The 25,746-nt window shown below is 71.9% G+C and carries 24 protein-coding genes; 11 read left to right on the plus strand and 13 right to left on the minus strand.

Annotation, left to right across the window (positions count from 1 at the left end):
- Window positions 1-112: 112 nt before the first annotated feature.
- Together EDF28_RS15545 and EDF28_RS15550 are read right to left on the minus strand one after the other, a co-directional pair.
- Complete coding sequence (locus EDF28_RS15545; protein ID WP_123938912.1) at window positions 113-379, minus strand: hypothetical protein; 267 nt, start codon at window positions 377-379, stop codon at window positions 113-115.
- 11 nt (window positions 380-390) lie between these two features.
- Window positions 391-1,788 carry a PspC domain-containing protein gene (locus tag EDF28_RS15550; protein WP_185094267.1) on the minus strand — a complete coding sequence of 466 codons (1,398 nt, stop codon included), beginning with the start codon at window positions 1,786-1,788 and terminating at the stop codon, window positions 391-393.
- A gap of 114 nt (window positions 1,789-1,902) precedes the next feature.
- Here EDF28_RS15550 and EDF28_RS15555 point away from each other — a divergent pair, with 114 nt between their 5' ends.
- Both EDF28_RS15555 and EDF28_RS15560 read left to right on the plus strand, forming a co-directional pair.
- Window positions 1,903-3,147, plus strand: coding sequence for an ATP-binding protein (locus EDF28_RS15555; RefSeq protein WP_123938914.1), 1,245 nt, complete (start codon window positions 1,903-1,905; stop codon window positions 3,145-3,147).
- Window positions 3,144-3,806, plus strand: coding sequence for a response regulator transcription factor (locus EDF28_RS15560; RefSeq protein ID WP_123938915.1), 663 nt, complete (start codon window positions 3,144-3,146; stop codon window positions 3,804-3,806). Before EDF28_RS15555 ends, EDF28_RS15560 begins: the two co-directional genes overlap by 4 nt.
- A 70-nt stretch (window positions 3,807-3,876) precedes the next feature.
- Here EDF28_RS15560 and EDF28_RS15565 read toward each other — a convergent pair whose 3' ends face one another.
- From EDF28_RS15565 to EDF28_RS15605, 9 genes are all read right to left on the minus strand, one after another.
- On the minus strand, window positions 3,877-4,725 hold the full coding sequence (locus tag EDF28_RS15565) for an ABC transporter permease (RefSeq protein ID WP_123294045.1): 849 nt from the start codon (window positions 4,723-4,725) through the stop codon (window positions 3,877-3,879).
- Entirely contained in the window at window positions 4,722-5,723 is a 1,002-nt protein-coding gene (locus tag EDF28_RS15570) for an ATP-binding cassette domain-containing protein (protein WP_123294046.1), read from the minus strand. Before EDF28_RS15570 ends, EDF28_RS15565 begins: the two co-directional genes overlap by 4 nt.
- A 61-nt stretch (window positions 5,724-5,784) precedes the next feature.
- Complete coding sequence (locus EDF28_RS15575; protein WP_260155046.1) at window positions 5,785-6,606, minus strand: hypothetical protein; 822 nt, start codon at window positions 6,604-6,606, stop codon at window positions 5,785-5,787.
- Between the two features lie 457 nt (window positions 6,607-7,063).
- A complete protein-coding gene (locus tag EDF28_RS15580; RefSeq protein ID WP_123938916.1) occupies window positions 7,064-8,662 on the minus strand; it encodes an inositol monophosphatase family protein in 1,599 nt (532 codons plus the stop codon).
- On the minus strand, window positions 8,659-9,735 hold the full coding sequence (locus tag EDF28_RS15585) for an ABC transporter ATP-binding protein (RefSeq protein WP_235036063.1): 1,077 nt from the start codon (window positions 9,733-9,735) through the stop codon (window positions 8,659-8,661). The genes EDF28_RS15580 and EDF28_RS15585 overlap by 4 nt, the downstream gene beginning before the upstream one ends.
- Window positions 9,736-9,761: 26 nt before the next feature.
- Window positions 9,762-10,574 (minus strand): ABC transporter permease, encoded by an 813-nt coding sequence (locus tag EDF28_RS15590; RefSeq protein ID WP_123340755.1) that lies wholly within the window; start codon window positions 10,572-10,574, stop codon window positions 9,762-9,764.
- The gene (locus EDF28_RS15595; protein WP_123938918.1) at window positions 10,571-11,611 is read right to left on the minus strand and encodes an ABC transporter permease; all 1,041 of its coding nucleotides are present in this window, start codon (window positions 11,609-11,611) and stop codon (window positions 10,571-10,573) included. The genes EDF28_RS15590 and EDF28_RS15595 overlap by 4 nt, the downstream gene beginning before the upstream one ends.
- Complete coding sequence (locus tag EDF28_RS15600; RefSeq protein WP_123938919.1) at window positions 11,608-12,765, minus strand: extracellular solute-binding protein; 1,158 nt, start codon at window positions 12,763-12,765, stop codon at window positions 11,608-11,610. Before EDF28_RS15600 ends, EDF28_RS15595 begins: the two co-directional genes overlap by 4 nt.
- 270 nt (window positions 12,766-13,035) lie before the next feature.
- Window positions 13,036-13,986, minus strand: a complete 951-nt coding sequence (locus tag EDF28_RS15605; protein WP_123938920.1) for a hypothetical protein — start codon at window positions 13,984-13,986, stop codon at window positions 13,036-13,038.
- 121 nt (window positions 13,987-14,107) lie between these two features.
- On the opposite strand from EDF28_RS15605, the gene EDF28_RS19440 reads away from it, so the two are divergent.
- Together EDF28_RS19440 and EDF28_RS19445 are read left to right on the plus strand one after the other, a co-directional pair.
- Window positions 14,108-14,530, plus strand: a complete 423-nt coding sequence (locus EDF28_RS19440) for a DUF3054 domain-containing protein (RefSeq protein ID WP_235035981.1) — start codon at window positions 14,108-14,110, stop codon at window positions 14,528-14,530.
- 11 nt (window positions 14,531-14,541) lie between these two features.
- Window positions 14,542-15,555 (plus strand): LacI family DNA-binding transcriptional regulator, encoded by a 1,014-nt coding sequence (locus EDF28_RS19445; RefSeq protein WP_194673589.1) that lies wholly within the window; start codon window positions 14,542-14,544, stop codon window positions 15,553-15,555.
- Between the two features lie 108 nt (window positions 15,556-15,663).
- On the opposite strand, the gene EDF28_RS15615 is transcribed toward EDF28_RS19445, so the two are convergent.
- Window positions 15,664-16,317 (minus strand): spermidine/putrescine ABC transporter substrate-binding protein, encoded by a 654-nt coding sequence (locus EDF28_RS15615; RefSeq protein WP_123294054.1) that lies wholly within the window; start codon window positions 16,315-16,317, stop codon window positions 15,664-15,666.
- Window positions 16,318-16,388: 71 nt separating this feature from the next.
- Window positions 16,389-17,333: a DUF3097 domain-containing protein gene (locus EDF28_RS15620; RefSeq protein WP_123938922.1), complete on the minus strand. Its 945-nt coding sequence runs from the start codon at window positions 17,331-17,333 to the stop codon at window positions 16,389-16,391.
- 78 nt (window positions 17,334-17,411) lie between these two features.
- Here EDF28_RS15620 and EDF28_RS15625 point away from each other — a divergent pair, with 78 nt between their 5' ends.
- The 7 genes from EDF28_RS15625 to EDF28_RS15655 all read left to right on the plus strand — a co-directional run bounded on the left by EDF28_RS15625 (window position 17,412) and on the right by EDF28_RS15655 (window position 25,664).
- Window positions 17,412-18,461 carry an alcohol dehydrogenase catalytic domain-containing protein gene (locus EDF28_RS15625; protein WP_123938923.1) on the plus strand — a complete coding sequence of 350 codons (1,050 nt, stop codon included), beginning with the start codon at window positions 17,412-17,414 and terminating at the stop codon, window positions 18,459-18,461.
- A 137-nt stretch (window positions 18,462-18,598) separates the two neighbouring features.
- A complete protein-coding gene (locus EDF28_RS15630; RefSeq protein ID WP_123938924.1) occupies window positions 18,599-19,840 on the plus strand; it encodes an ROK family transcriptional regulator in 1,242 nt (413 codons plus the stop codon).
- Between the two features lie 143 nt (window positions 19,841-19,983).
- On the plus strand, window positions 19,984-21,342 hold the full coding sequence (locus tag EDF28_RS15635) for an extracellular solute-binding protein (protein WP_260155047.1): 1,359 nt from the start codon (window positions 19,984-19,986) through the stop codon (window positions 21,340-21,342).
- A complete protein-coding gene (locus EDF28_RS15640) occupies window positions 21,342-22,382 on the plus strand; it encodes a carbohydrate ABC transporter permease (protein ID WP_207913218.1) in 1,041 nt (346 codons plus the stop codon). The genes EDF28_RS15635 and EDF28_RS15640 overlap by 1 nt, the downstream gene beginning before the upstream one ends.
- Window positions 22,382-23,272 (plus strand): carbohydrate ABC transporter permease, encoded by an 891-nt coding sequence (locus tag EDF28_RS15645; RefSeq protein ID WP_123938925.1) that lies wholly within the window; start codon window positions 22,382-22,384, stop codon window positions 23,270-23,272. Before EDF28_RS15640 ends, EDF28_RS15645 begins: the two co-directional genes overlap by 1 nt.
- Before the next feature lie 8 nt (window positions 23,273-23,280).
- Entirely contained in the window at window positions 23,281-24,588 is a 1,308-nt protein-coding gene (locus EDF28_RS15650) for a 6-phospho-beta-glucosidase (protein ID WP_123340745.1), read from the plus strand.
- Window positions 24,576-25,664: an N-acetylglucosamine kinase gene (locus EDF28_RS15655; protein ID WP_260155048.1), complete on the plus strand. Its 1,089-nt coding sequence runs from the start codon at window positions 24,576-24,578 to the stop codon at window positions 25,662-25,664. Before EDF28_RS15650 ends, EDF28_RS15655 begins: the two co-directional genes overlap by 13 nt.
- Window positions 25,665-25,746: the final 82 nt, after the last annotated feature.

Below are 25,746 nucleotides of genomic sequence, written 5' to 3' on the forward strand. Positions count from 1 at the left end.
ATGCTAAGCCGTCCGGGTGACGCACGCGCGCACCCGGACGGCCCCTGTGGACAACCCGGTCCGGCTCCCGCCGGACAACCCGGTCCGGCTCCCGCCGGACAACCCGGTCCGGCTACCGCGGGGGCCTGGTGAACACCGCCACCAGCCCCGCCACCACCAGCAGGGCTCCGGCCGCCAGGCAGGCCGCCAGCAACAGGGTGGTCGGGTCGACCGAGAACACCGGGATCGCGCTCACGGCCATCGCGACCGCGAACACGAGCAGCACCACACCCCAGAAGATCGTGCCGAAGCGTGCACCACGGCGCGCCCGCGCAGGTTCCGGTGCCGGTACCGGCGCCGCAGGTGGGAACGTCTGGGTCGTCTCGTCGTCGCTCGTCATCGTCTCGTCCTTCACTCGTTGACGGTCAGCGCACGGGGCACGTCGGCGGCGCCCCCGAGGATCCACAGGTGCACGGTCGTCGTCCCGACCGCATCGGTACCGGCGGACCGTGCCGCCCGGTTCTCGACGGTGGTCGTGCCGAACAGCCCGCCGCTGCCGTCGTCGCCGGAGTCGCCGTCGGTGTCGACGCCGTACCCGACGCCGCTCACCTCGACCCGGACCGGCACGTCGGTCGGCAGCAGCACCTCGGCCCCGCCGGCGCCGAGCCACAGGTTCACGTCCCCGCCGGCGTCGGTCTCGTCGAGGCCGCGCAGGTCGAGGGTCGGCCCGCCGACGAGCATCGCGTAGTTCCGTTCCGACCCGGCGGCGACGCTGTCGACCCGCCAGGTGGTCCCGCCGATCAGCGAGACCTGCGTGCCGGCGGGCAGCACCCCGGTGACGACCAGGGCGACGACCCCGATCGTCGAGAACAGGCCGAGGGCACCGTCGTCGCGTCCCCGGATCCCGGCGACGATGGTCGCGATCGCCAGCACGGCGACCGCCGCGGCGATGCCGAGCACCGCCACCGGCCAGGCCTCCGCCTGCGCCCAGACCGCGACGCCGGCCCCGGCGACGAGCGCCAGCCCGAGCGACACGGCGACGTACGCCGCGCTCGACCGTCGCTCGGCGCGGGTCGCGCGCCACGCGGCCGCCCGCTCCCGTTCGGCGCGCATCCGCTCGTCGTGTCGTCGCTGTCGGCCCTGCGGGGTACCGGGGGCGTTCCACTGCCAGGAGGCCCGGCCCGCGTCCGACGCCTCCCCCGCGTCCGCCGTCCACGCGGCTCCACCGGCCGGGCGCGGGTCGTCGGGGCTCGTCCAGAAGTCGCGCCGTGTCCCCGCTGCCGCGGCGGCGTCAGCGTCGGGCGCCGGCCCGTCGGTGCGACGACGCGCGACCACCACGGCCAGCCAGACGATCCCGCCGACGAGCGCGATGCTCCACGCCGTGCGCAGGGTCGCCTCGAGCCAGCCGGGCATCCCCCACGCCGAGGGCACGCCCTGCCACCAGATCCCCTGGACCGCGGGCACGAAGGTCAGCACCACGAAGACGCCGATCCCGATGAGCGCCGGGTCGAGCACGCCGCGGATCATCCGCTCGACGTGGATCCGTCCTGTGGTGTCCGGCAGCAGCGCCCACCCGACGGCGTACGCCAGGAAGACCGGACCGCCGAGCAGGGCGACGACGATCGCGACGCCGCGGACGACGAGCGGGTCGAGTCCGGTGCGTCGGGCCACGGCACCGCAGACGCCGGCGAGCCAGCGGTCGTCGGTGCGGGCGACGTCGAGTCCGCGGATCCAGTCGAAGAACCGGGCCGTCGAGTCGGCGGTGCCGGCAGCCGGGCCGGGAGCCGTGTCGTGCTGGTGATCGGTCATGGTCTCCAGCATCCCGGCCCGCGGTGGCGGACACCATCGGGGTTCCCCCTGACCGGTCCCTGATCCCTGCCCCGAACCCTGCTGGTGCGGGCGCCCGAGTGCCAGGATTGGCCCATGGCCACCGCTCGGATGACCCGCCCGACCCCCAGGGTCCTCGGTGGTGTCTGCAGCGGGTTCGCGACGCACACCGGTCTGCCACTCGGGGCCGTCCGGGCGGCGACGGCGGTCCTGACCGTCTGCGGCGGGGCCGGGGTCCTGCTCTACGCGTGGCTGTGGGCCACCACCCCGAGCGCGACGGTGGCCGCGACGTCACCGCTCAAGGCCGTCCTCACGGCGCCCCGTGCGAACGGCGACGGCGACGCCGACGCCGACGCGACCGTGACCGTGAGCCGTCGAGCACCCGTCGTGGAGATCCTGCTCGGACTCGCACTGCTCGCCGCCGGGGGCGCGATCGTCGCCGTACGGCTCGGCGCCCAGGTCCCGCTCGAGGTCGTCGTGCCCGGCGTCGTGGTCGTCACCGGTGCTGCCCTGGCCTGGCGGCAGTTCGACGCCCTGCGCACCGTCCGGGCCGCGGCGTCGTCGACCCTGGTCGTCCGGGCGCTCGGTGCACTGGTGCTCGTCGTGCTCGGCATCCTGCTGTTCTTCACCACGAGCGACCGGCCGAACGTGTGGACGGTGCTCAGCGCAGCGGTCGCGGTGCTGCTCGGCGTCGCCGTGGTCGTCGCGCCCTGGGTCGTGCGGCTCGTCCGGGACCTCGCCGACGAGCGCGCGGCACGGGTCCGCGACCTCGAGCGCGCCGAACTCGCCGCGCACCTGCACGACTCGGTGCTGCAGACGCTCGCGCTCATCCAGCAGAAGGCCGAGCCCGGCTCCGATGCCGCACGGCTCGCCCGGGCGCAGGAACGCGAACTGCGGTCGTGGTTGTTCGCCGAGCAGACCGAGCCGGCCCGAGACCTCGGCGCCGAACTGCGCGACGCCGCCGCCGACATCGAGGCCGAGTACCCGGTCCGCATCGACGTCATCGCGGTCGGCCCGTCGCGCACCGACCTGCCCGACGGTGTCGTCGCCGCTGCCCGCGAGGCGATGCTCAACGCCGCCCGGCACGCCGGCGGCACGATCAGCGTGTACGCCGAGACCGCGCAGGACGTCGTCGAGGTCAGCATCCGCGACCGTGGGCCGGGCTTCGACCCCGACGCCGTGCTCGAGGGACGGTACGGCGTGCGCGAGTCGATCACCGGGCGGCTGCACCGACTCGGCGGCCGGGCGACCATCGCCCCGGGGCCCGGTCGCACCGGGACCGAGGTCCGGCTCCGGCTGCCGCTCGCGCCCACCGCCCCCCACCACGAGGAGGACGCATGACCGAGCCCGACCTGCTCACCGTCGCCATCGTCGACGACCACTCCATCTTCCGAGCCGGCGTGCGCGCCGGACTGCCACCGGGCCTCCAGGTCGTGGGTGAAGCCGCCACCGTCGACGAAGCCGTGACGCTCGTGGCGACCACTGCACCCCGTGTCGTCCTGCTCGACGTCCACCTGCCCGGCGGAGCCGGCGGTGGCGGCGCCGAGGTGATCACGCGGTCCGCTGCCGAGCACCCGGGCACGCTGTTCCTCGCGCTGAGCGTGTCCGACGCGGCCGACGACGTCGTGCGGGTGATCCGGGCCGGGGCCCGCGGGTACATCACGAAGAGTTCGTCGAGCGCCGAGGTGGCCGAGGCCGTCCGACGGGTGGCGGAGGGCGACGCGGTGTTCTCGCCCCGCCTGGCCGGCTTCGTGCTCGACGCCTTCGGTGCGGTGAGCGGCGAGACCGCGCAGCACGACGCGGAACTCGACCGGTTGTCGGCGCGCGAGCAGGAGGTGATGCGCCTCATCGCGCGCGGGTACGCCTACAAGGAGGTCGCGTCCGAGCTCTTCATCTCGGTGAAGACCGTCGAGACCCACGTGTCGAGCGTGCTGCGGAAGCTGCAGCTGTCGAACCGGCACGAGCTGACGGCGTGGGCGCTGCAGCGCAAGCTGCTCTGAGCGCCCACGCGGTCACTTCGCGCTGATCCTGGCTGTGGATGGTGCAGTCTTGTTCACCGCCCCGACGGTCTCACTTCGCGCTGATGCGGGTGTACTTGTTGACCGCCCACGGCACGAACACGACGAGCATCACGGCGATCCCGATCAGCACCGTCACGATCGGGTGCTGCATCGTCCAGATGTCCGGCACCGGCGCCGACCCGACGTTGCCGAACAGCTCACGGGCCGCCTGCACGAGCGACGACACCGGGTTCCACTCCGCGAACACCCGCAGCACCAGGGGCAGCGTGTCGCTCGGCACGAAGGCGTTCGAGATGAACGTCAGCGGGAACAGGATCATGAACGAGGCGTTGTTGATGACCTCCGGCGTCTTGACGCTCATGCCGAGCAGCGCCATCACCCAGCTGAACGCGTAGCTGAACAGCAGCAGCAGTGCGATGCCGGCCAGGAACTCGAGCGGCGACGAGTTCACCCGCCACCCGACGGCCAGCCCGGTGAGCATCATGATCGCCATCGAGATCGAGTTGAGCACGAGGTCGGAGTTGGTCCGGCCGACGAGCACCGCAGACGCCGACATCGGCAGCGTGCGGAACCGGTCGATCAGGCCTTCCTTCAGGTCCTGCGCCATCGCCGAGCCCGAGAACGTGGCCCCGAAGACGACGGTCTGCGCGAAGATCCCCGCCATCAGGAACTGCGTGTAGTCGGTGCCCTCGACCGCGATCGCGCCGCCGTAGACCTGGCTGAAGAGCAGGACGAACATGATGGGCTGCAGCACGGCGAACACGAGCATGTCCGGCGACCGCTTGATCTTGATGAGGTTCCGCTTGGTGACGGTCCAGCCGTCCTCGAACCAGATGGCGACCGGCGAGGTGACGACGACGGGCAGCTGCCGACCCGGCGCGATGGTGGTGGCGGTCATCGGGCCGTCTCCTTCTGCTTGGTGGCGGCGGCTTCGTCGGCCTCGTCCTCCGTCGCGGCGTGGCCGGTGAGCCGCAGGAACACGTCGTCGAGGGTCGGTCGGCGCATGCCCGCGTCGTGCAGCTCGATGCCGGCGTCACCGAGGTCGGCGAGCACCCGCTGCAGCGCGGTGGGGCCGGCCTCGACCGCGATGGCGTGGGTGCGGCCGTCACCAGAGGCCTCGACGTCGCCGACGCCGTAGCGCCGCAGGACGGTCGTCACGGCGTCACCGTCGGTCTCGTCCACCAGGGTCACGACGACCCGGTGGCCGCCGACCTGCGCCTTGAGGTGGTCAGCGGTGCCCTCGGCGATGACCCGGCCGTCGTCGATGACCGCGATGTCGTCGGCGAGCCGGTCGGCTTCTTCGAGGTACTGCGTGGTGAGCAGGACCGTGGCGCCCTCGGCCACCAGGTCCTCGATGATGCCCCAGAGCGCCAGCCGGCTGCGGGGGTCGAGGCCCGTGGTCGGCTCGTCGAGGAACAGCACGCGCGGGTTCATCACGAGGGCCCCGGCGAGGTCGATCCGTCGCCGCATGCCACCGGAGAAGCCCTTGACCGGGCGGTCCCCGGCCTCGGCCAGGTCGAACACGTCGATGAGCTCACGGGCACGCTCCCGCGACGTCTTCCGGCCCAGGTGGTAGAGCCGCCCGATCATCTCGAGGTTCTCGAAGCCGGTCAGGTTCTCGTCGACCGCGGCGTACTGCCCGGACACCCCGATGGACCGCCGGGTGGCCTGCGGGTCGGCGATCACGTCGATGCCGTCGATCGTGGCCGTCCCGGAGTCCGGGGTGATGAGGGTGGTGAGCACCTTCACGGTCGTGGTCTTGCCGGCGCCGTTCGGCCCGAGCAGCGCCTTCACGGTGCCCTGGGGCACGGACAGGTCGAGTCCGGCCAGTGCGTGCACCGGCCCGGACTTCGACCGGTAGGTCTTGGTCAGCCCGGAGGCTTCGATGATGGCCATGTCGCTCCCTTGTCGACCACGGAGAATATCAGTGGGTCGGTGGGAACTCGTGACCGGTCACTCAGATGCCGAAGTCACCACCGAAGTCACTGGAGCCACCGCCGAAGTCGGATCCGCTGTCGCCCCAGCCCGCACTCTCGAACCCGCCGCCGTCGGACGCGCCACCATCGGACGCACCGCCGTCACCGGAGTCGGCTCCAGTGTCCTCCGAACCACCGTCACCCGCAGCGTCAGTACCGCCATCGAACGATCCGGGGTCCGGCAGGAAGGCGCTCATGATCGCCGAACCGATGACGTAGCCGGCCACGGTGCCGAGGATCGAGGCACCGATCATGCTGCCGAACGACGGTCCGCCGCGCTGCCCACCGAAGCGGCCACCACCGCCGACGCCACCGAGCGAGCGCTCCATGAAGCCCGGTTGGCGGATCTCGGACCGCGTCGCCGACTGCGCGAGCGAGCGGGGGTCGTCGCCGCGCGGGGCCTCGCCGGGAGGCGCCGTACGGGTGAACTCGTCGTAGACCATGCGGCGCTGTTCGTCGGTCAGTTTCGCGAACGCCTCGGCATGGACCTCTTCGATGCGCTCGGGCGGCGCCGTGCGGAGCAGGTAGCGGTACCGCTCCACCGCGCGCTCGTCGTCGGTCGCCGCACCCTGCTGCTGCGCGGGTGCACCGCCCCACTGCGGCACGCCGTACTGGCCGCCCTGCTGCTGCCTGGCCGGCACCCCCGTCGGCGCGGGCTGGTGGTACGACTGCTGGCCGTACCGGTAGCCCTGCTGCTGCGGTTGCTGCGGCTGCCCCCACTGGTTCTGCTGCGCGTCGTACTGCTGCGCGTCACCGGTGCGGTCGCGGTCCGGACGTCCGAGCAGGCGGTCGAGGAATCCCATGGTCGATGCTCCTTCGGGTGCACGGGTGATCCGGTCGGACCGCCCGTGGCCTGCCACCCTATGGAGCGCGGTCGGCCGCTGACTGAGCGCCCGCTCAGAGTCAGCCGTGCGCCGCCGCGCCCGTGGGCGCACCGTGCGCCGCCGCACCCGCGGGCGCACCGTGCGCACCTGCACGACCCGTGCCGGGTTGGCAGCACCGTGCGCGCCTACAGCACCGCACCCAGCGGCCGACCCCGCACCAGAACGCAGGCCCCGCACCGTGCGCACCACCCACCCGACGGGAGGCCCGTACCCGACCCGACCCGCGCCTCCAGTCCGCACCGTGCGCATCTGCACGACCCGTGCCAGGTTGGCAGCACCGTGCGCGCCTACAGCACCGCACCCAGCGGCCAACCCCGCACCAGAACGCGGACCCCGCACCGTGCGCCGGCCACACCTGCCGCGCGCACGCGCCGGCTCAGCCCGCCGCGGCGCCCGCGGCGAGCGCGGCCGTCCACACCCCGTGCAGCTCGTCGGCGGCCCCGGGGTGCGCCACCAGGAACGGCTCCCCCACGGGCGGGAAGCCCTCGACCGGACCGGAGCGGGTCAGCACGATCCCGCCGGCCTCGTGCACGAGCAGCACGGCGGCCCCGTGGTCGACCGGGTTGAACGCCGACACGCACCCACCGATCCCCCGCCCGGCCGCGACCTGCGCGATGGTCAGCGTGCCGGAGCCCTGCAGCCGCAGCGTGCACGACCGGTCGGCCAGGGCGTCGAGGAACGCACCGAACCCGGGCCACGGCCGGTGCCCGTCGAGCTCGGTGCCGACGACCGCCCCGGCGAGCGGCCGCGGGGTGTCGTCCAGCTGGAGCGGACGGTCGCGCAGGGTGGCACCGCGTCCGCGCCGAGCCTCGAGGACCTCGCCCCGCCACGGGTCGGCCACGACGCCGACGAGCGGCCGGCCACCGCGGGTCAGGCAGAGCGACATCGACGTCCAGGGCACGCCGTTCGCCAGGTTCGTGGTGCCGTCGACGGGGTCCAGGTACCAGCGGTGCCGGTCGCCGGGGGCGTCGCCGTACTCCTCGCCGGTGAACCCGTGCGTCGGGAACGCCATCCGGACGCGGGACCGGACGTGCTGTTCGACCAGTCGGTCCACGTCGGTGACGAGGTCTGCGGGGTTCGCCTTGGTCCGCACCTCGCTGACGGGGTGCTCGCGGGTGAAGGCGATGACCTCGTGCGCGATGCGGTGCGCCAGGGCCTGGGCGCGCGAGGCGACCTCGGTCTCGGTCGGTTCGCGGTCCCGTTCCGGCCAACAGTCCCGCTCTGCGGACGACAGTGCGGCGCCGATCGCGCCGACGTCGTTCGTGGTGATCGAGTCGACGCCGAGCCGTGCCGCCCAGAGCGCCGGTTCGGCCTCGTCCACGGTCCAGACGGCGACCCGCAGCCCCAGGGCGTGCGCGGCCTCGATCGTGCGCGGGGTGAGGAACGCGATGTCGAGGTTCAGGGTGGACGGCGTCAACGCCTCGAGGTCTGCCGGAGCGGGTGGGTCGAGCGATTCCCACGCGAGCCAGACGTCGGCGTCGGGCAGCACCGAGCGGACCGCGGCCATCGCCGCCGGCGCTCCGCACCACGCCACGGTGGTGGACGCGGTGGACCCCGCGACGGTGCGGGCGGCGACGAGTCCGTCGGCCGCGTCCGTCAGGTCGACCAGCAGCACCGAGTGGCAGCCGTCGAGCCGTTCGAGGGCGGCGTCGAGCCGCGGGATCCGGTCGAGGCCGTTGCCGAGCCGGGCGACGTCGCACCAGGCGACGTCGGACACCCGGCGGGCATCGCCCCACATCCGGCCGAGGGTCTCGTCGTGCAGCAGGACGGCGACGTCGTCGGCCGTGCGACGGACGTCGACCTCGATGACCTCGGCGCCGAGCGCCTCGGCGACCGCGATGGCGGGCAGGGTGTTCTCGCGCCGGACGCGCGGCGCACCGCGGTGGGCGACGAGCCGTGGCGGACGCACGCCGGGCCTCCCGGTCGGGCTGGTGGCGACCACCTGGTCGGCGGGCGCCGACACCGGGGCGCTCATCGGGTGCCCTCGAGCAGGGCGCCGTCGCGGTACACGAGCACCTCGCCGAGGCGGACCCCGGTCTCGGTGCCGACCGTCGGGGGTGCTCCGGTGACGAACGCGCGGAGCTCGGCGCCGTCGGCGGCCAGCACGACCTCGGCGAAGTGCCCGCGCATCAGCACGCGGGCGACGGTCGCACGGATCGGCGAGTCGTCGGTGAGCACGACCTGCTCGGGTCGGATCAGGACCGTGTCCGCCACGGTGGGGCTGACCGACGTGCCGGCCAGGAACCGGCCGGTGACGGGGCTCGTCGACCCGATGAACGACGCGACGAACCCGGTCGCGGGGCGGGCGTACAGCTCGGTGGGCGTCGCGATCTGCTCGATGCGGCCGTCGTGCATGACCGCGATCCGGTCCGAGATGCTGAGCGCCTCGTCCTGGTCGTGCGTCACGATCACGGTCGTGATGCCGAGACGCTGCTGGATGCGCCGGATCTCGTCGCGGACGCTCACCCGGAGCTTCGCGTCGAGGTTCGACAGCGGCTCGTCGAGGAGCAGCACGTCGGGCTCCTGCACGATCGCCCGCGCCAGGGCGACCCGCTGCTGCTCACCGCCCGAGATCGCCGTCGGCTTCGACCCGGCGTGGTGGCTCAGCCCGACGAGGTCGAGCGCCTCACGCACCCGCTCCGCCACCCGCTGCTTCGGCACGCGTCGGGTCCGCAGTGGGAACGCCACGTTCTGCGTCACCGTCATGTGCGGCCACAGCGCGTAGTTCTGGAACACCATCGCGCTCGGACGACGCTCCGGACCGATCGACGTGACGTCGCGGTCCCCCATCGTCACGACGCCGCCGTCGGCGGGCAGGAACCCCGCCACCATCCGGAGCGTCGTCGTCTTGCCGCACCCGGACGGGCCGAGCAGCGAGACGAGCTCGCCCTTCGCGACGTCGAGGTCGATGCCGGCGACGACGTCGCGTCCGCCGAGCGTCTTGCGCAGTCCGCGGATGCTGAGTCCGCCGGATCGGGTCCGGTCCGTCGTGCTGCCGTCGGCCGGGAGGCCCGTGGTGCGTTCCGCGACGAGCGTTGCGTCCGTCATCTGGTCGCCTTTCGTGCTGGTGGTGGTCATCGGATCTGGAAGCCGTCCGCCAGGCGGCCGCCCATGATGTGCTTCCGGGCGAGCAGCAGCAGGACCACGGACGGGATGCTCAACGCGATCGCGAACACGGCCGAGACCTGCCGTGGGGAGTTCAGGACGAGCGAGTACATCGCCGTCGGCATCGTCATGTACGTCGGGGCGCCGACCAGGTACGTGCCCTGCGCCTCGTCGAACGACGCGAGGAAGGACATCACCATCGCGACGAGGATCCCCGGCCACGCGATCGGGAACGTCACCCGCCAGAAGGTCCGCCAGCGGCTCGCTCCGGCGTCGCGTGCTGCCTCCTCGAGGGACCGCGGCACGGCCGAGAACGCGGCGGCGGGCAGCCACGTCATGAACACCACGCACCCGAGGACGTGCACGATGAGGATGCCGGTGACCGTGTTCATGAGGTTCAGCGCGGTGAACATCGCCGACATCGTGACGAAGAGGCCCATCTTCGGGAACGCGTTCGTGGCGAACAGCCCGACCAGGACGAGCCGTCGCCCGGGGAACTCGATGCGGCTGATCGCCCACGCGGCCGGCAGGCAGACCACGGCGGCGATGAGGACCGTCAGCGGGGCGAGGACGAGCGAGTTCTGGACGGCGACCGCCAGGCTCCGGTCCTCGAACACGGTGCCCCACCACTGCAGCGTCCAGCCGTCGGGCAACAGGTTCGGGTACGTCCAGGTCGTGGCGAAGGCACGAGCCGCCAGCCAGAGGAGCGGACCGAGCACGAAGACGGCCAGCACGACAGCGGTCGCCCAGACGAGGGTGTTCCCGGTGAGTCGCTTGATCACGGCTGCTCCTGCTTCTGCTGCTGCTTCCGCAGCTCGCCGGCGTTCGCCCGGACCGTCGAGCGCAGGTAGAACACGCTCGCGGCCGCGGCGAAGGCGAACACGATGAACGCCATCGCCGTCGACTGCTGCGGGCGGTTGTAGGCCTGGAAGTACTTCGAGATGTCGACGCCGAGCATCGTCGGGGCGTTCGGACCGGTGAAGTACGGCACCGTGAACGACCCGAGGACCCCGATGACGGTGAACGTCGTCGCGATGACGAGCGGGGTCGCCGCCATCGGCAGGAGCACCTGCCAGACCACACGCCAGGTGCTCGCGCCGGCGTCCTTCGCGGCCTCGACCAGGGCGTCCGGGGTGCCCTGCAGCGCGCCGGCGATCATCAGCACGGCGAACGGCAGGCTCGTCCAGACGCTGCCGAACACGACGGCGACGAGGGTGTACCCCCACACCGGGACGTCGAGGCCGAACTGGGCACCGAGGCTGCGGAGGAAGCCCTGCGCATCGGTGAACGTCAGGACCGACCAGCTCGCGATGACCACCGGCACGAAGAGCGGGACCACGGCCAGGACGCTGAGGCTCTTGCCGAGGAGACCACCGCGGAGCCGGAGGATCACGGCCACCGCAACGGCGAGCGCGACGGTCAGACCGGTCGACAACGCGGTGACCCCGAGCGTCGCGACGAGGTCGCGCAGGAACGTGGCGTTGCCGAGCAGGGTGCCGTACACCGCGAACGAGAAGCCGCGCACGGTGTCGCCGCCGATGTCCGCGAGTGCCTGGTTCAGGCCGCCGGTGAACCCGAGGCTGAACAGCGCGGCGTTTACCACCGGTACGCCGACGAACAGGACCACGACGAGGACGGGCGCCGCGACGAGGGCGAGGCCCTGCCACCGCCGACGGCGGTCGAGCCGCTCCTGGACGGACAGCCGACCTGCGGTGTCCGCCGTGCCGTGGGCAGGCGACGGGACGGGCGGGAGGCCCGTGGCGGAGTCGCCACGGGCCTCCCGGTCGGTCGCCGGGCCGTCCTGGACGGTCTGGGTCACTGCGGGACCTTCGCGTCCCACGCGGCGTTCATGTCGGCGGCGAAGTCGCTCTGGAACCCGAGGCGGAGCTGCGAGGGGTTCGCGTCGGCGAACTGCTCCGCGACCGACGCCGGCAGGCTGTCGAGCGGGATGACCGGGTAGCCGGAGACGGCGCTCGCGACGAGCTGCTGCCCCTTGGAGCTCAGCACGAAGTCGGCGAGCTGTTCGGCGGCGGCCTTCTTGGCCTTCGGCTCGGTCTTCGGGATGCCGAGGAAGCTGGCGCTGCCGGTGAACGACGGGTCGGTGATCTGGATCGCCTTGACGGTCTTCGGGATCACGCCGGTCTTCTGCGAGGTGATGAACTGGTCGCTCCACACCGGCGCCATCGCGATCTGGCCGCTGCCGAGCAGCTGCACGACCTGGTCGTTGCCGTTCGGGTAGACACCCTTCTGGTACGTCGAGGGGCCGAGGTCCTCGAGCGCTGCGAAGCCCTTGTCCCACTTCGACTCGAGCGACTTGTCGTACGTCGTCTGCATCGTCGCCTGCTCATCCGCGGTCAGGTACTTCGCGAGCACCGTGGCGACGAACGAGCCGCCGGAGCCGCCGGACGACGGGGAGTTGTACGCGAACTGACCGGGGTTGGCCGTGATCCAGGCGAGGAGGTCGTCGAGGCTCTCCGGCGGGTCCGTCACCTTGCTCGAGTCGTAGGCGAGCAGGACGCTCGAGGCGCGGTACGGGATCGCGCTGTCGCCGCCCTGCTGCTTCGTGGCCTCGGGGACGTCCTTCAGGTTCGGGATCGTGCTGTCGCTGACCGTGCTGAGCAGTCCGGCCTTGCCCGCGGTGCTGACGAAGCCGGCGTCGACCAGGTCGTACGCGACGGACTTGCCGGCCTTGACCGCGGTGGCCAGGTTCGCCTGGGTCTGCGCGTCGTGCTCGCCGTGCAGGTCGATGCTCGTGCTGACGTGGATCTTCGGGTTCGCCTTCTCGAAGGCGGGGATGAGCGACTTGTCCCAGAGGTCCTGGACGTTCGTGTCGCCGCTGATGAACACGGTGAGGTTCGTGGTGCCGCCGCTCGTGTCCGCGGCGTTCGAGGCGTTGGCGCTCTGGACGCAGCCGGACAGTGCGACGGTCGCGGCCGCCGCGATGGCGAGGCCGGCGAGGACTCGGGTCTTCACGTGGGTTCTCCCTGTTCCGTGGGGTGGGGGTGGTGCTGGGTGGGGGTGGCTTGTGCGGGTCGTGCGGGGTGGGGGTAGTGCGGGCCGTGTGGGAACGTTCCCGCGCCGAGGTCGAGTGTGGCGCTGCCGGGTGAACGCCGGGTGCCGCGGGCGTCGCCGCCGGGTGAACTCCGGGGGCCGCGGCCGGCGCAGCGCCTGCTCTGGTGCGAGGTTGATCACCCCGTGCGCCGCAACAACCTCGCACCGAGTGGCGAACTTCGCACGGCGCGGTCAGCGTCGCATCCGAACGCCTGCCCGCCGCAGCTTCGCGCGCAACGTCGCCTCGTCCCAGAGATCAGCCCATCGCAACCGCACGACGTGCCGGACGCCGGGCATGGACCGCAGCCGGTCCTCCCGGTACTTCTCGGCGATGACCACGTCCTCCGCCGAACGCCCGTTCCGCATCGTCGGGTCCCGGTACTTCACCTCGCCGTCGAACTCGACCACGACGCCGGCCGAGGGGAACCAGAAGTCCACCACGATGTCCGGTTGCCCGGACGACCGGAAACGGTGCTGCAGGACGGGCTCCTCCGTGCCGAACTGATCGAACCGGGTGCGCGCGATCGACTCACCCGGCGAGTCCGACGCGGAGTCGGCGAAGTCCACCGCACGGAGCGCGCGACGGCGCCCCTTGGGGCCACGTCGCGCGATCGTGTCGCGCACGGCTGCTCGGGGAAGACCCCGACGGAGCAGGTCGTCAAGCGCCACGACGGCGTCGATGAACGGGAGCGTGAGGGCCACGTCGGCAGCGATCCGCACAGGTCCGCTCAGCTGCAGGCCTTCCGGCGTGCTGATCCGGTTCGGGTCTGGTACCGGGTCGAGGTCGGCGTGGACGACGAAGGAAGCATTCGTGGTCCGCCGATCACTCCCGACCGAGGTCACGTGCACTCGATCGGGCGGCGGCGACACCGTCGGCACACCGAGTACGACCGCCGCCGAGACGTGTGAGACGACCTGGTCGGGTCCGATGCGATCGGCGGACGCACCGACGCGGACCAGGTGCTGTTCCGCTGGCCGGAGGGCTGCCCAAGCGGCAGCGTCGACGAACTTCCCTCGCCCGATGCGGACGAGCTCCTGCGCGTCCGCCCGCCTCCTGATCACCTCGGACTCGGCTGGATGGTGCGCCGAGGTCCGGAGGACGGTGACGGCGGGAAGTGGGGCGAGGGCGATCTGACGGTTCACCCCGACGATGGTGATGGTCGGGGAACGGGAGCCGTCGGGACGGCGGCGGATCTGTGGACAAGACGAGGGCGACGCCCGCCTGTGGAGAGGCCGGAGCCGTCCGGGCTGCGAGACTGTCCGGGTGAACACACGCACCTGGGGTTGGCTCGCAGCCGTCATCGACGTCGTCCTCATCGTCGTCTTCGCGCTCATCGGCCGCTCCTCCCACGGCGAGGGCAACACCGCACTGGGGATCTGGACCACCGTCTACCCGTTCCTGGCGGGCTGGGCGATCGGGTACGTGACGAGCGGAGCCTGGGCCCGCCCGCTGCGCTTCTGGCCGACCGGCGTCGTCGTCTGGATCCTCACGGTGTTCGTCGGCATGGCGATCCGCGTCGCCACGGGTCAGGGCGACGTCGACGGCAACCCGCTGCCGATCTCCTTCGTCATCGTCGCCACGATCGTGCTCGGGGTGTTCCTGCTCGGTTGGCGCGCGATCGCCCGCGGGGTGCTGCGCTTCACCGCGTCGCGGTCCCGGCAGGACGCCGCCGCGACCGAGGCGTGAACGGCAGCCGCGTGAACGGCAGCCGCGGGTCCCAGCCGACCATCCTCGACGTCGCCGCACGAGCAGGCGTCTCGAAGTCGGCCGTGAGTCGGGTCCTCTCCGGCACCGGACGGTTCTCCGACGAGACCCGTGAGCGGGTCGAGCGCGCCGCAGCCGAGCTCGGGTACGTCGCCAACGCCATGGCACGCGGGCTCGTCAGCGGTCGGACGCACACCATCGGGATGCTCGTCCGCGATGCGTCGTCGATGGTCTACACCGCACTGCACGCCGTGATGGAGCGCCGCGCATCGGAGCTCGGCTACCGCGTCGTCACCACCACGGGTGTCGGCCGTGTCGAGGACGAGAAGTCCGCACTCGCCGCACTCGTGTCGATGCGGGTGGACGGCCTCGTGGTCTGCAGCGGCTTGATGCCGTCGGCCGACATCGCCGAGTTCGCCCCGCGGATCGCCACCGTGGTCGCCGGTCGGCCCGAACTCCACCCGGCACTGTCCAGCGTGTACTGCGACGAGGTGGACGGTGGCGCGACCATCGCCGACGCCGTCGCCGACGCCGGCCACGGCACGGTCGCCGTTCTCACCGTCCCACTCGACAACGCGATCACGCAGCACGCCCGCTCGACGGCGATGGTCGAACGGCTCCGAGCGCGTGGTGTCCGGGTCATCGACATCGACGCCAGCTTCGTGCGACCGCCCGACGACCTCGCCGCCGACCTGGTCGACGCGATGCACGAGTCGGACGTGACCGCGGTGATGTGTCCGACGGACCGGCTCATGCTCGACGTGTGCGAGGCGCTCGCCCGCCGCGGTGTCCGGGTCCCGCACGACCTGTCGGTCACCGGGTTCGACGGCGTGTACCCCCTCGCGAGCGACTGGATCGGGTTCACGACGCTCGAGCAGCCGATCGAACGCATCGGCCGCGAGGCGATCGACCTCGTGATCGGCCGGATCGACGACCCGACGCGTGCCGTCGAGCACCGCTCACTCCGGGGCACCGTCGTGCCCGGTCGCACGCTGCTCCCCCGCTGACCGACGGACCGCGCACGGTGCGAGGTTGACCACTCGGTGCAGCGCAACAAGCGCGCACGGCGTGGTCAACCTCGCACCGGGCGAAGCCCGCGCCCGCGCGCGTCGCCGTCAGAACAGCCCGCTGCGCGGACCCTCGTCCGGACCGTCGAACCCTCGGAACATGTCGGACACGAGCGCCTCGATCTGCGGTTCGACCAGGCGCTCCACCGCCTCGGCGATGCGCGGCCGGTGGTCGATGAGGGCCAGGCACACCGCCGTCCCGGTCGAGCGAGCGCACTCGTCGGACAGCTCGATCTCGTGCCGGAGTGCCGCCTTCGCCTCGTCGGACAGCGGCTCCCGTGGTGTCTGCTCCCCCGCGCCCGTCCCCGCCAGCTCCCCGAGCGTGAAGAGGAACGGCGAACCCGGCGAGGGCTCGGGATCGACGTCGAGGCCCTGGAACTCGGGCGACAGCCCCTCCGCCGGTTGGTAGCCGGCGTGCCGCTTCCGCGCCGCCGCACGCTCGAGCTCGCGCTGCAGCAGCGGCAGGTTCTTGGCGGTGTAGTCGTCGACGGCGTCCTCGACGATGGTCGAGATCCGGCCGATGAGCGCGTGCTGGACGGCGTGCGGGACGTCCTGCCCGAAGCCGGCGGCACTCGCGATCGGGGATCCGGTGCACTTCCGGCAGATGCGGGTGCGCGGGCGGGCGGTGCCGATCTGCCAGCGCGGCAGCCAGCGCAGCCAGACGTCGACAGCGCTGCGCACGCGTCCGTCGATGCCGTCCATCCCTCAACGATACGGAGCGGAGGCGCGGATCACCCGCTCATTCCGCGCGCCTGCCCAGAACGGCCGGGTTCTCAGGCCTTCGGTTCCGTCACGAAGTCGATGAGCTCCTCGACACGGCCGAGCAGCTGCGGCTCGAGGTCGGCGAAGGTGCGCACCTGCCCGAGGATCCGCTGCCACGCCCGCGCGATGTCGGCCTGCTCGGCGTTCGGCCACCCGAGCGCCTGGCAGATCCCCTTCTTCCACTCGATCGACCGCGGGATCGTCGGCCAGGCCTGCAGTCCGACGCGTGCGGGTTTCACGGACTGCCAGACGTCGACGAACGGGTGCCCGACGACGAGGACGTGCGCGCCCCACTTGCCGCGCAGGACGGCGTCGGCGAAGCGGGACTCCTTCGACCCTGGCACCAGGTGGTCGACGAGCACGCCGACGCGACGGTCACGGGTCGGCTGGAACTCGTCGAGGACGTCAGCGAGGTTGTCGACGCCGGAGAGCTCCTCGACGACGACACCCTCGACGCGAAGGTCGGTTCCCCAGACTTTCTCGACGAGCTCGGCGTCGTGCTTGCCCTCGACCATGATGCGGGAGGGCAGGGCCACCCGGGCACGCTGCGACTCCACCGCGAACGATCCGGACGCGGTGCGGAGGCGACCACCGTCGGACGCCTGCCGCACGGCGGGCGCGGCCCCGGGCCTCCAGTCCGAGTGAACGGAACCCAGCGAACCCGGCGAGCCGGCAGCAGCTGCGGCAGACCGGCCGACCGGCGCCTGCGGGCGGCCCAGTGTGACGAGCTCGCCCTCGAGCAGGAACTGCCCGGTGAAGGGGAAGGAACGGGTGCGGCCCTTCCAGTCCTCGAGCGCGATGTTGCCCGCCTCGAGCCCGACGACGGCGCCGGCCCACCCGGAGTCCGGGTCCTCGAGCACCATGTCGCGTTCGAGCGGCACCTGCCGCACCTTCTTCACCCCGCGGGAGCGCCAGTCTCCCGAGAGCACGTCCCCGCCGTACCGGTCGTCGTCCACCCGCACGAGGGTACTGTCGACGTCGGCCCGGACGACGTCGACCGCGCCGACACCCACCATCTCGACGGAAGGCCTCCCGTGCGCGCAGCGATCATCCACGCCCCAAACGACATCCGTGTCGAGGACCGCGACCAGCCCGACCTGATCACGCCGAAGGACGTCGTCGTCAAGGTCGTCGCCGCGTGCGTGTGCGGCTCGGACCTGTGGCCGTACCGCGGCGTCACGAAGACGAAGGAGCCCCGGCCGATCGGGCACGAACTCGTCGGCGAGGTCGTCGCCGTCGGCGACGCGGTCACCGACCTGCACGAGGGCGACTTCGTGATCTCCCCCTTCACCATGAACGACGGCACCTGCCAGGCCTGCCGCCACGGGATGACCAGCGGCTGCGACCACCTGTCCGGCTTCGGCGGGAAGGACGCGTACGGCGACCCGGTCGGCGGCGCGCAGGCCGAGTACGTCCGCATCCCGGATGCGTCCGCGACGCTGGTCGCGGTGCCCGGCCCCGTCGACCCGGCGCTCGTGCCGTCGCTGCTGACCCTGTCCGACGTCTTCTCCACCGGGCACCACGCCGCGGTGTCGGCGGCGGTCGGTCCGGGCAAGACCGTCGTCGTGGTCGGCGACGGCGCGGTCGGCCTGTCCGCGGTGCTCGCGTCGAAGCGACTCGGTGCCGAGCGCATCATCGCCATGAGCCGGCACGCCGATCGCCAGGCACTGGCACGCGAGTTCGGCGCGACGGACATCGTGTCCGAGCGCGGCGAGGAGGGCGTCGCGGCGATCCGCGAGCTGCTCGGCGGCGACCTGGCCGACTGCGCGGTGGAGGCCGTGGGCACCGAGGAGAGCATGGACCAGGCGCTGCACTCGGTGCGCGCGGGCGGCAACCTCGGCTTCGTCGGGGTCCCGCACGGCGTGCCGACGATCGGGACGCGCTACCTCTTCGACACGAACATCGCCGTCGCGGGCGGGATGGCACCGGCGCGGAAGTACATCCCGGAGCTGCTGCCCGACGTGCTGTCCGGAGCGATCGACCCCGGGCGCGTGTTCGACCTGGAGCTGCCGCTCGACGAGGCCGCCGAGGCGTACCGGGCGATGGACGAGCGTCGGGCGATCAAGGTGCTGCTGCGGCCGTAGGCGCCGGTCGCTCGCGGGCACCCGGCCGGCGCTCGGCGGGCCTCCGTCGGGGCGGCACGTTTCGCGCAGCAGAACGCGTGTTTCGAATCGGTAAACAAACCTTTCAGTAAAGAAGGTTGTCCGTTACAGTCCTCGACATGACCACACGAGGACGCACCCCCGGCCAGCCCGGTCTGCTGCGCGTCCTGAACGACCGTGCGGCCCTCGAGCTGCTGCTCGACGACGGCCCGCTCACCCGCAACGAGATCGCGCAGCGGACAGGGCTCAGCAAGCCCACCGCCGCCGAGATCATCCGCCGGCTCGAGTCGGCTGCGCTCATCCGCCAGGCCGGCACGGACACCCAGGCCGGGCGTCGCGGGCCGAGCGCCGTCGTGTACGAAGCGATCACCGACCGCGACCTCGGTGTCGCGGTGGACGTCCAGCTCGTCGACGTCCGGTCGACCGTGGTGGACGCCGCCGGTCGCACGTTCCCGGTCGCCACGCACCGGATGTCCGAGGCCGAGGTGCGCTCCCCCGGCGCCGACATCGTCGCCGCAGCGATCTCCCGCGCAGCCGCCGCGGCCGGTGTCGACCCCGAGCTCGTCACCGCCGTCGCGGTGGGTGTGCAGGCGAGTGTCGATCACGCCACCGATACCCTCATCTTCACCGACGGACTGCCCGGCTGGCCTCGTGAGCAGGTCAGCACGACGCTCTCCGCCGAGCTCGGCGTCCACGTCGTCGTCGAGAACGACGCCAACCTCGCCGCCATCGCCGAACGCAACATGGGGGCCGGTCGGGCTCCCGGGTCGTTCGCGCTCTTCTGGATGGCCGAGGGCCTCGGCATGGCCCTCGACCTGCACGGTCACCTGCACACCGGCGCCTCCGGTGCCGCGGGGGAGATCGGCTACCTCAGCGTGCCTGCCGACGCACGCTCCATCGACCCGACGGCCACGATCGTCGCGGACCTCATCTCCGAGTCCGCGATCATCGCCCTGGCCGCCGAGCACGGGATCACGGCACCGGACGGCACCGCAGCCGACTGGCGCCAGGTGCTCCCGCAACTGCCCGGCCTGCCCGAGCAGCACCCCTTCACCGTCGCCCTCGGCGAGCGCGTCGGGCACAACGTGCTCCCCGCCCTCGCCGTGGCCGATCCCGAGACGGTCGTCCTGCACGGCCCGACCGGGATCGCCGGTGGCCCCGCCCTGGCCGCCGCCGTGACCGCCTGGCTCCGGACCCGCTCGCGCTGGTCCACCGCCGTGGTCGCGCCCGGCGTCCCCGACACCCCTGTCCTGCACGGTGCGCGGCACGTCCTCATCGACGTCGTCCGCACCGCGCTCGCGGACCGGCTCGAGCGCATCAGTGACGATGCCCCGACGCCGGACCCCGTCGAGCGCCCCTGAACGTTCCACCCGCACCACTCGAGGCACCATCACCCAGCCCTGTCACAGGGCTCTTCGTCGCGCCCGGAAACGGGCGGCGCCCGGAAACGGGCGGCGCCCGGAAACGGACGGCGACGGAGCGAGACCAGAGAGCGAGTACCGCCTTGTCCCTCCCCGAACCGAACGTCCCGCGCCGCCGGGTGTTCCGCCGCATCGCCACCGCCACCGCCGTCGCCGCGGCCGGCGCCCTCGTCGTCGCCGGCTGCAGCTCCGGCAGCAGCGCCGACTCGATCGAGAAGAGCGCCCCGAAGGAGCTCAAGGGCACCGTGTCCCTGTGGCACTTCTTCACCGGCCGTGAAGCCGGCGTCGTGAAGACCGCCGTCGAGGGCTTCGAGAAGGCCAACCCCGACGTCACCGTCGACATCCACGCCGGCCAGGACGACGAGAAGCTGCAGAAAGCCATCTCGTCCGGCCAGAACATCGACGTGGGCCTGTCGTACTCGACCGCGATCGTCGGCAGCTTCTGCTCCTCGGGTGCGTTCCGCGACCTGTCGCGGTACATCAAGCGCGACAAGGTCGACCTGTCCGACATCCCGAAGGCGGTGCAGTCGTACACGCAGTACAAGGGCACGCGCTGCACCCTGCCGGCCCTCGCCGACGTCAGTGCACTGATGTACAACAAGCCGCTGCTCGAGAAGGCGGGCATCACGACTCCGCCGAAGACACTGGACGAACTCAAGACCGACGCACTGAAGTTGACGACGTACAACGCCGACGGCTCCATCAAGCAGCTCGGCTTCAACCCCCTCATCGACTTCTACGAGAACTCCCCCGAGCACTGGGCGCCGATGGTCGACGGCTCGTGGCTCGACAAGGACGGCAACAGCGTGATCGGCACGTCCGACGCGTGGAAGAAGCTCATCACCTGGCAGAAGGGCTTCGTCGACGAGATCGGCTACGACAAGCTCAAGGCCTTCACGTCCGGCCTCGGGCAGGAGTTCGCGGCCGACAACGCGTTCCAGACCGGTCAGGTCGCCATGCAGATCGACGGCGAGTACCGCACGGCGTTCCTCAAGGACCAGAAGCCGGACCTCGACTACGGCACGTCCCCGACCCCGGTGATGGACGGCCTCGGCAACTACGGCTCGACGTACATCGCGGGCAACGTCGCGGGCATCGCGAAGGGGTCCAAGAACCCCGAGCTGTCGTGGGCGCTCCTGAAGTACCTGTCCACCAACACCGACGCGCAGGTCACGATGGGCAACGGTCTGAAGAACATCCCGACGCTCACCTCGGCGCTGGAGTCCCCCGACCTCGAGGTCGACGAGAACTACAAGACCTTCGTCGACGTCGCGGGCAACAAGGACACGATGACCTCGCCGGGCACCGCGGACGGTGCCGCCTACATCGGCACCTTCACGAAGTTCTGGCAGGCCTACCAGCAGAACGGCGGCGACCTCGACGCGAAGCTGAAGAAGCTGGACTCCGACATCGACAACGCGAACCAGCTGGCTGGTCCGTGATGAGCCTCACCACCAAGACGACCGGCCGGGAGGCGCGGCTCGCCCGCGCCGCCCGGCCCACGGGCCCGACGGGGTCCGGTCCGGTGCCCCCGACGGCTCCGCGACGTCGGCCCCGCTCCGCAGAGTCCCGGCGCCGCCTCGTCGCCCTGACGATGCTCGCGCCGGCCCTGGCGGGCCTGGTGATCTTCTTCGCCTACCCGCTCGTCGCGTCGATCTTCTACTCGTTCACGCGCTACAACCAGCTGCAGGAGCCCGAGTTCGTCGGGTTCCTGAACTACAAGTTCCTGTTCACCCAGGACCCGCAGATCGGGCCCGCGGTGGTGAACACGCTGTGGTTCGTCGTCATCCTGGTGCCGGTCCGGATCGTGTGCGGACTCCTGGTGGCCGGGCTGCTCAGCCGGGCCAAGACGGCCACCGGGTTCTGGCGGACGCTGTTCTACCTGCCCGCCCTGGTCCCGCCGGTCGCGAGCGTCGTGGCGTTCGTGTTCCTCTTCAACCCGGGCACCGGGCCGGTGAACCAGATCCTCCGGGTCTTCGGCATCGACGGCCCGCTGTGGTTCAACGACCCGGCGTGGTCGAAGCCCTCGCTGGTGATCCTGGGCGTCTGGGTGATGGGCGACATCATGATCATCTTCCTGGCCTCACTGCTCGACGTGCCGCGCGACCTGTACGAGGCCGCGTCGCTCGACGGTGCGAACGGCGTCCAGCAGGTCCGGCACATCACCCTGCCGACGATCGCCCCGGTGATCGGGTTCGCCGCCGTGACGGGGGTGATCGCCGCGCTGCAGTACTTCACCGAGGCGGCCGTCGCCTCGGGCGTCGCGAGCGGCAAGGCGACGATCGGTGGCGGGACCGCCGCCCAGCTCGGCTACCCGGGCACCTCGCTGCTCACCTACACCGAGCTGCTCTACCAGCACGGGTTCGCGAACTTCCAGTTCGGCTACGCGTCCGCCATGGCCGTGGTCCTGTTCGTGATCACCGCGGTGGTGCTCGTCTTCACGATGCGCCGGATCAGTGTGTTCCGGCCGGAGGAGTCCTGATGACCGCCGTCTCCCAGTCCCCGCTCGCCCGGGCGCCACGGGGTCCAGCGCCCCGCACCGGCAGGCCGCGTGGTCGCTCCCTGGTGTGGATCGCCGAGCACGCCGCTCTGGTGGCCCTCGGCGTCCTGACCATCGCCCCGATCGTGTTCGTCATCCTGACCTCGCTGATGTCGAGCAACCAGGCGCTCACGGCGTCGATCGTGCCCCGGCCGTTCGACTTCTCGAACTACGCGCGGGTGTTCACCGAGCTGCCGCTCACGCAGTGGTTCGGCAACTCGTCGATGTACGCCGTCCTCGCCACCGCGTTCATGCTCATCAGCTCGGTGCCCGCGGCCTACGCGCTCGCCCAGATCAAGTTCAGGGGCGCGAACCTGATCTTCACGGTGATCATCGTCGCGATGCTCCTGCCCCCGCAGGTCACCGCGGTGCCGGTCTACGTGATGTGGTCGCACCTGCACCTGACCGGCACCCTGTGGCCGCTCATCCTGCCGAACCTGCTCGGCGACGCCTTCAGCATCTTCCTGCTCCGCCAGTTCTTCATGACCATCCCGAAGGAGTACGGCGACGCCGCCCGCATGGACGGCTGCAGCGAGTGGGGCGTGCTCTGGCGCGTGGTCGTCCCGATGGCCCGCCCGGGCATCGCGTCGGCGGCGATCTTCATGTTCTTCCACTCGTGGAACGACTACTACGGCCCGCTCCTGTACGCGTCCGAGAACCAGGCCGCCTGGCCGGTGGCGTACGGGCTCGCCACGTTCCGCGGGCAGCACGGCACCGACTGGTCGATGACGATGGCGATGACCGTCGTCGTCATGGTCCCCGTCGTCATCATCTTCTTCTTCGCACAGAAGGCATTCGTCGAGGGCATCGCGCTCACCGGCGTGAAGGGATAGCAGCTCCAGTGAAACTCACAGTCGTCGGTGGCGGATCCACCTACACCCCCGAACTCGTGGACGGCTTCGCCCGGCTCCGCGACCAGCTCCCCATCGACGAGCTCTGGCTCGTCGACCCCGACCCGGTGCGCCGCGAACTCGTCGGCGGCGTCGCCAAGCGGATGTTCGCGCACGCCGGCCACCCCGGCACGATCCACGTCACCGACGACGTCGTCGCCGGGGTCACCGACGCCGATGCCGTCATGTTCCAGCTCCGCATCGGCGGGCAGGCCGCCCGGCAGCAGGACGAGACGTGGCCGCACGAAGCGTGCTGCATCGGGCAGGAGACCACCGGCCCGGGCGGGTTCGCGAAGGCGCTCCGCACCGTGCCCGTGGTCCTGGAGTACGCCGAACTCGTCCGGAAGCACGCCAAGCCGGACGCCTGGATCGTCGACTTCACCAACCCCGTCGGCATCGTCACCCGCGCCCTGCTCGAAGCCGGACACCGCGCCGTCGGCCTGTGCAACGTCGCGATCGGGTTCCAGCGACGCTTCGCGAAGGAGTTCGGCGTCGCCCCCGACCACGTCCGGCTCGACCACGTCGGCCTGAACCACCTGACGTGGGAGCGCGGCGTGCACGTCACGGGCGCGGACGGCGTCGAGCGCGACGTCATGGCGGACCTGCTCGCCGAGTCGGACGGTGCCCTCGGCCGGACGGCGGAGAGCGTGCACATGCACCCGGACCTCCTCCGCCTGCAGCACGCGATCCCCTCGTACTACCTGCGGTACTTCTACTCGCACGACATCGTGCTGCAGGAGCAGCTGCACGAGCCCACCCGTGCCGAGGCCGTCATGGAGACCGAGCGGGCCCTGCTCGCGAAGTACGCCGACGAGTCCGTCGTGACGAAGCCCGCCGAACTCGAGCAGCGCGGCGGCGCCTACTACTCCGAGGCGGCGATCGACGTGCTGTCCTCGATCCTGGGCGACCGGGGCGACGTGCAGGTCCTGAACGTGCGGAACGACGGCACGTTCCCGTTCCTGCCGGACGACCACGTCATCGAGGTGCCGTCACGCGTCACCCGCCAGGCGATCACGCCGTTGCCGGTCTCCCCGCTCGACCCGGACATGGTCGGACTCGTGTCGCACGTCGCCGGGTACGAGCGGCTCGCGCTCGACGCCGCGGTGCACGGCGGCCGCGACCGGGTGCTCCGTGCGATGTGGGCGCACCCGCTCGTCGGGCAGGTGGACAAGGCGGAGCAGCTCACCGACCTGCTCTTGGCCGCGAACGCGGAACACATCCCGTGGGCGCGATCGGAGCAGGTGACGTGGGCGGGCTGAGCCGGACCGGCGAGGCGGGCCCGGCCCGAGCCTCCCGTCCGCCCGCGCCGGTCCCACCGGACGCGACCGACGTCGTGCTCGCCGTCGACGGCGGCGGGAGCAAGACCGACGTCGTCGCGATCGCACTCGACGGGACCATCGTCGGGCACGCGCGCGGTCCGGGGTCGAACCCGCAGACGCGGGGCTGGGACCTCGCCGGCCCGATCCTCGACGACGTCCGCGCGCAGGTCGTCAGCGAGCTGGGCGACCGGCGCATCCGGACGACGCACGTGTACCTGGCCGGACTCGACCTGCACGACGAGCTCGTCGCGGCGACCGCGGCCCTCGCGCACTGGGCCGAAGACGGCGGCGAACCGCACGTCCTGGACAACGACCTGTTCGCGCTGCTGCGGGCCGGCACCCTGTCCCCCGACGCAGCGGCCGTGGTGTGCGGCACCGGGATCAACGCCCTCGCGGTGCGGGCGGACGGCACGACCGCACGGTTCCCGGCCATCGGGGACGTCTCCGGCGACTGGGGTGGCGGCGCGTGGCTCGGCAACCGGGCGCTCTGGCACGCGGCACGGGCCGACGACGGTCGCGGCCCGGCGACGACGCTGGTCGACGCGGTGCCGGCGGCGGTGGGCCTGCGCAGCGTCCGCGAGGTCACCGAGGCCATCCACTTCGGCCGCTTGGACCAGCGCGTGTTCAACCGGCTCTGCCCGGTGCTGTTCGACGTGGCCGGAGCCGGCGACGCGGTGGCCCGGGGCGTCGTGGAGCGGCAGGCGGAGGAGATCGTCCTGCTCGCCGCGGTCGCGCTCGAGCGGTTGGGCCTCGGAGGTTCGGTGGCCGACCCGGTGCCCGTCGTGCTCGGCGGCGGCGTGCTCGCTGCTCGGCACCCGTTGCTCGTGGACGGCGTCGTCGACGGGCTCGCTGCCCGGGTCCCCGGAGCGGTGCCGACCTGGGTGACCGATCCCCCGGTGCTCGGCGCGGGGCTGGCGGCGCTGGAGTCGGTCGGTGCCGACGACGCGGCGCTCGAGCGGTACCGCGAGGCCGTGCGCTCCCGTGCCTTCGCGAGCACGACCGCGCTGATCCGCTGACGCCCGCGGGCGCGGGCGCGGCGGGCGCGCGGCGCGCCCGCCCGCCCGCCGCGAGATTTCGCGCTCAGCGACAGCTCACGGC

The organism is Curtobacterium sp. PhB137, assembly GCF_003814955.1.
Classification (GTDB): Bacteria; Actinomycetota; Actinomycetes; order Actinomycetales; family Microbacteriaceae; genus Curtobacterium.

Excerpts from the sequence above, each read along its gene's own strand:
- EDF28_RS15545 (WP_123938912.1), bottom strand. The coding sequence starts at position 379 with ATGACGAGCGACGACGAGACGACCCAGACGTTCCCACCTGCGGCGCCG.
- EDF28_RS15550 (WP_185094267.1), bottom strand. The coding sequence starts at position 1,788 with ATGACCGATCACCAGCACGACACGGCTCCCGGCCCGGCTGCCGGCACC.
- EDF28_RS15555 (WP_123938914.1), top strand. The coding sequence starts at position 1,903 with ATGGCCACCGCTCGGATGACCCGCCCGACCCCCAGGGTCCTCGGTGGT.
- EDF28_RS15560 (WP_123938915.1), top strand. The coding sequence starts at position 3,144 with ATGACCGAGCCCGACCTGCTCACCGTCGCCATCGTCGACGACCACTCC.
- EDF28_RS15565 (WP_123294045.1), bottom strand. The coding sequence starts at position 4,725 with ATGACCGCCACCACCATCGCGCCGGGTCGGCAGCTGCCCGTCGTCGTC.
- EDF28_RS15570 (WP_123294046.1), bottom strand. The coding sequence starts at position 5,723 with ATGGCCATCATCGAAGCCTCCGGGCTGACCAAGACCTACCGGTCGAAG.
- EDF28_RS15575 (WP_260155046.1), bottom strand. The coding sequence starts at position 6,606 with ATGGGATTCCTCGACCGCCTGCTCGGACGTCCGGACCGCGACCGCACC.
- EDF28_RS15580 (WP_123938916.1), bottom strand. The coding sequence starts at position 8,662 with ATGAGCGCCCCGGTGTCGGCGCCCGCCGACCAGGTGGTCGCCACCAGC.
- EDF28_RS15585 (WP_235036063.1), bottom strand. The coding sequence starts at position 9,735 with ATGACGGACGCAACGCTCGTCGCGGAACGCACCACGGGCCTCCCGGCC.
- EDF28_RS15615 (WP_123294054.1), bottom strand. The coding sequence starts at position 16,317 with ATGGACGGCATCGACGGACGCGTGCGCAGCGCTGTCGACGTCTGGCTG.
- EDF28_RS15630 (WP_123938924.1), top strand. The coding sequence starts at position 18,599 with ATGACCACACGAGGACGCACCCCCGGCCAGCCCGGTCTGCTGCGCGTC.
- EDF28_RS15640 (WP_207913218.1), top strand. The coding sequence starts at position 21,342 with ATGAGCCTCACCACCAAGACGACCGGCCGGGAGGCGCGGCTCGCCCGC.
- EDF28_RS15645 (WP_123938925.1), top strand. The coding sequence starts at position 22,382 with ATGACCGCCGTCTCCCAGTCCCCGCTCGCCCGGGCGCCACGGGGTCCA.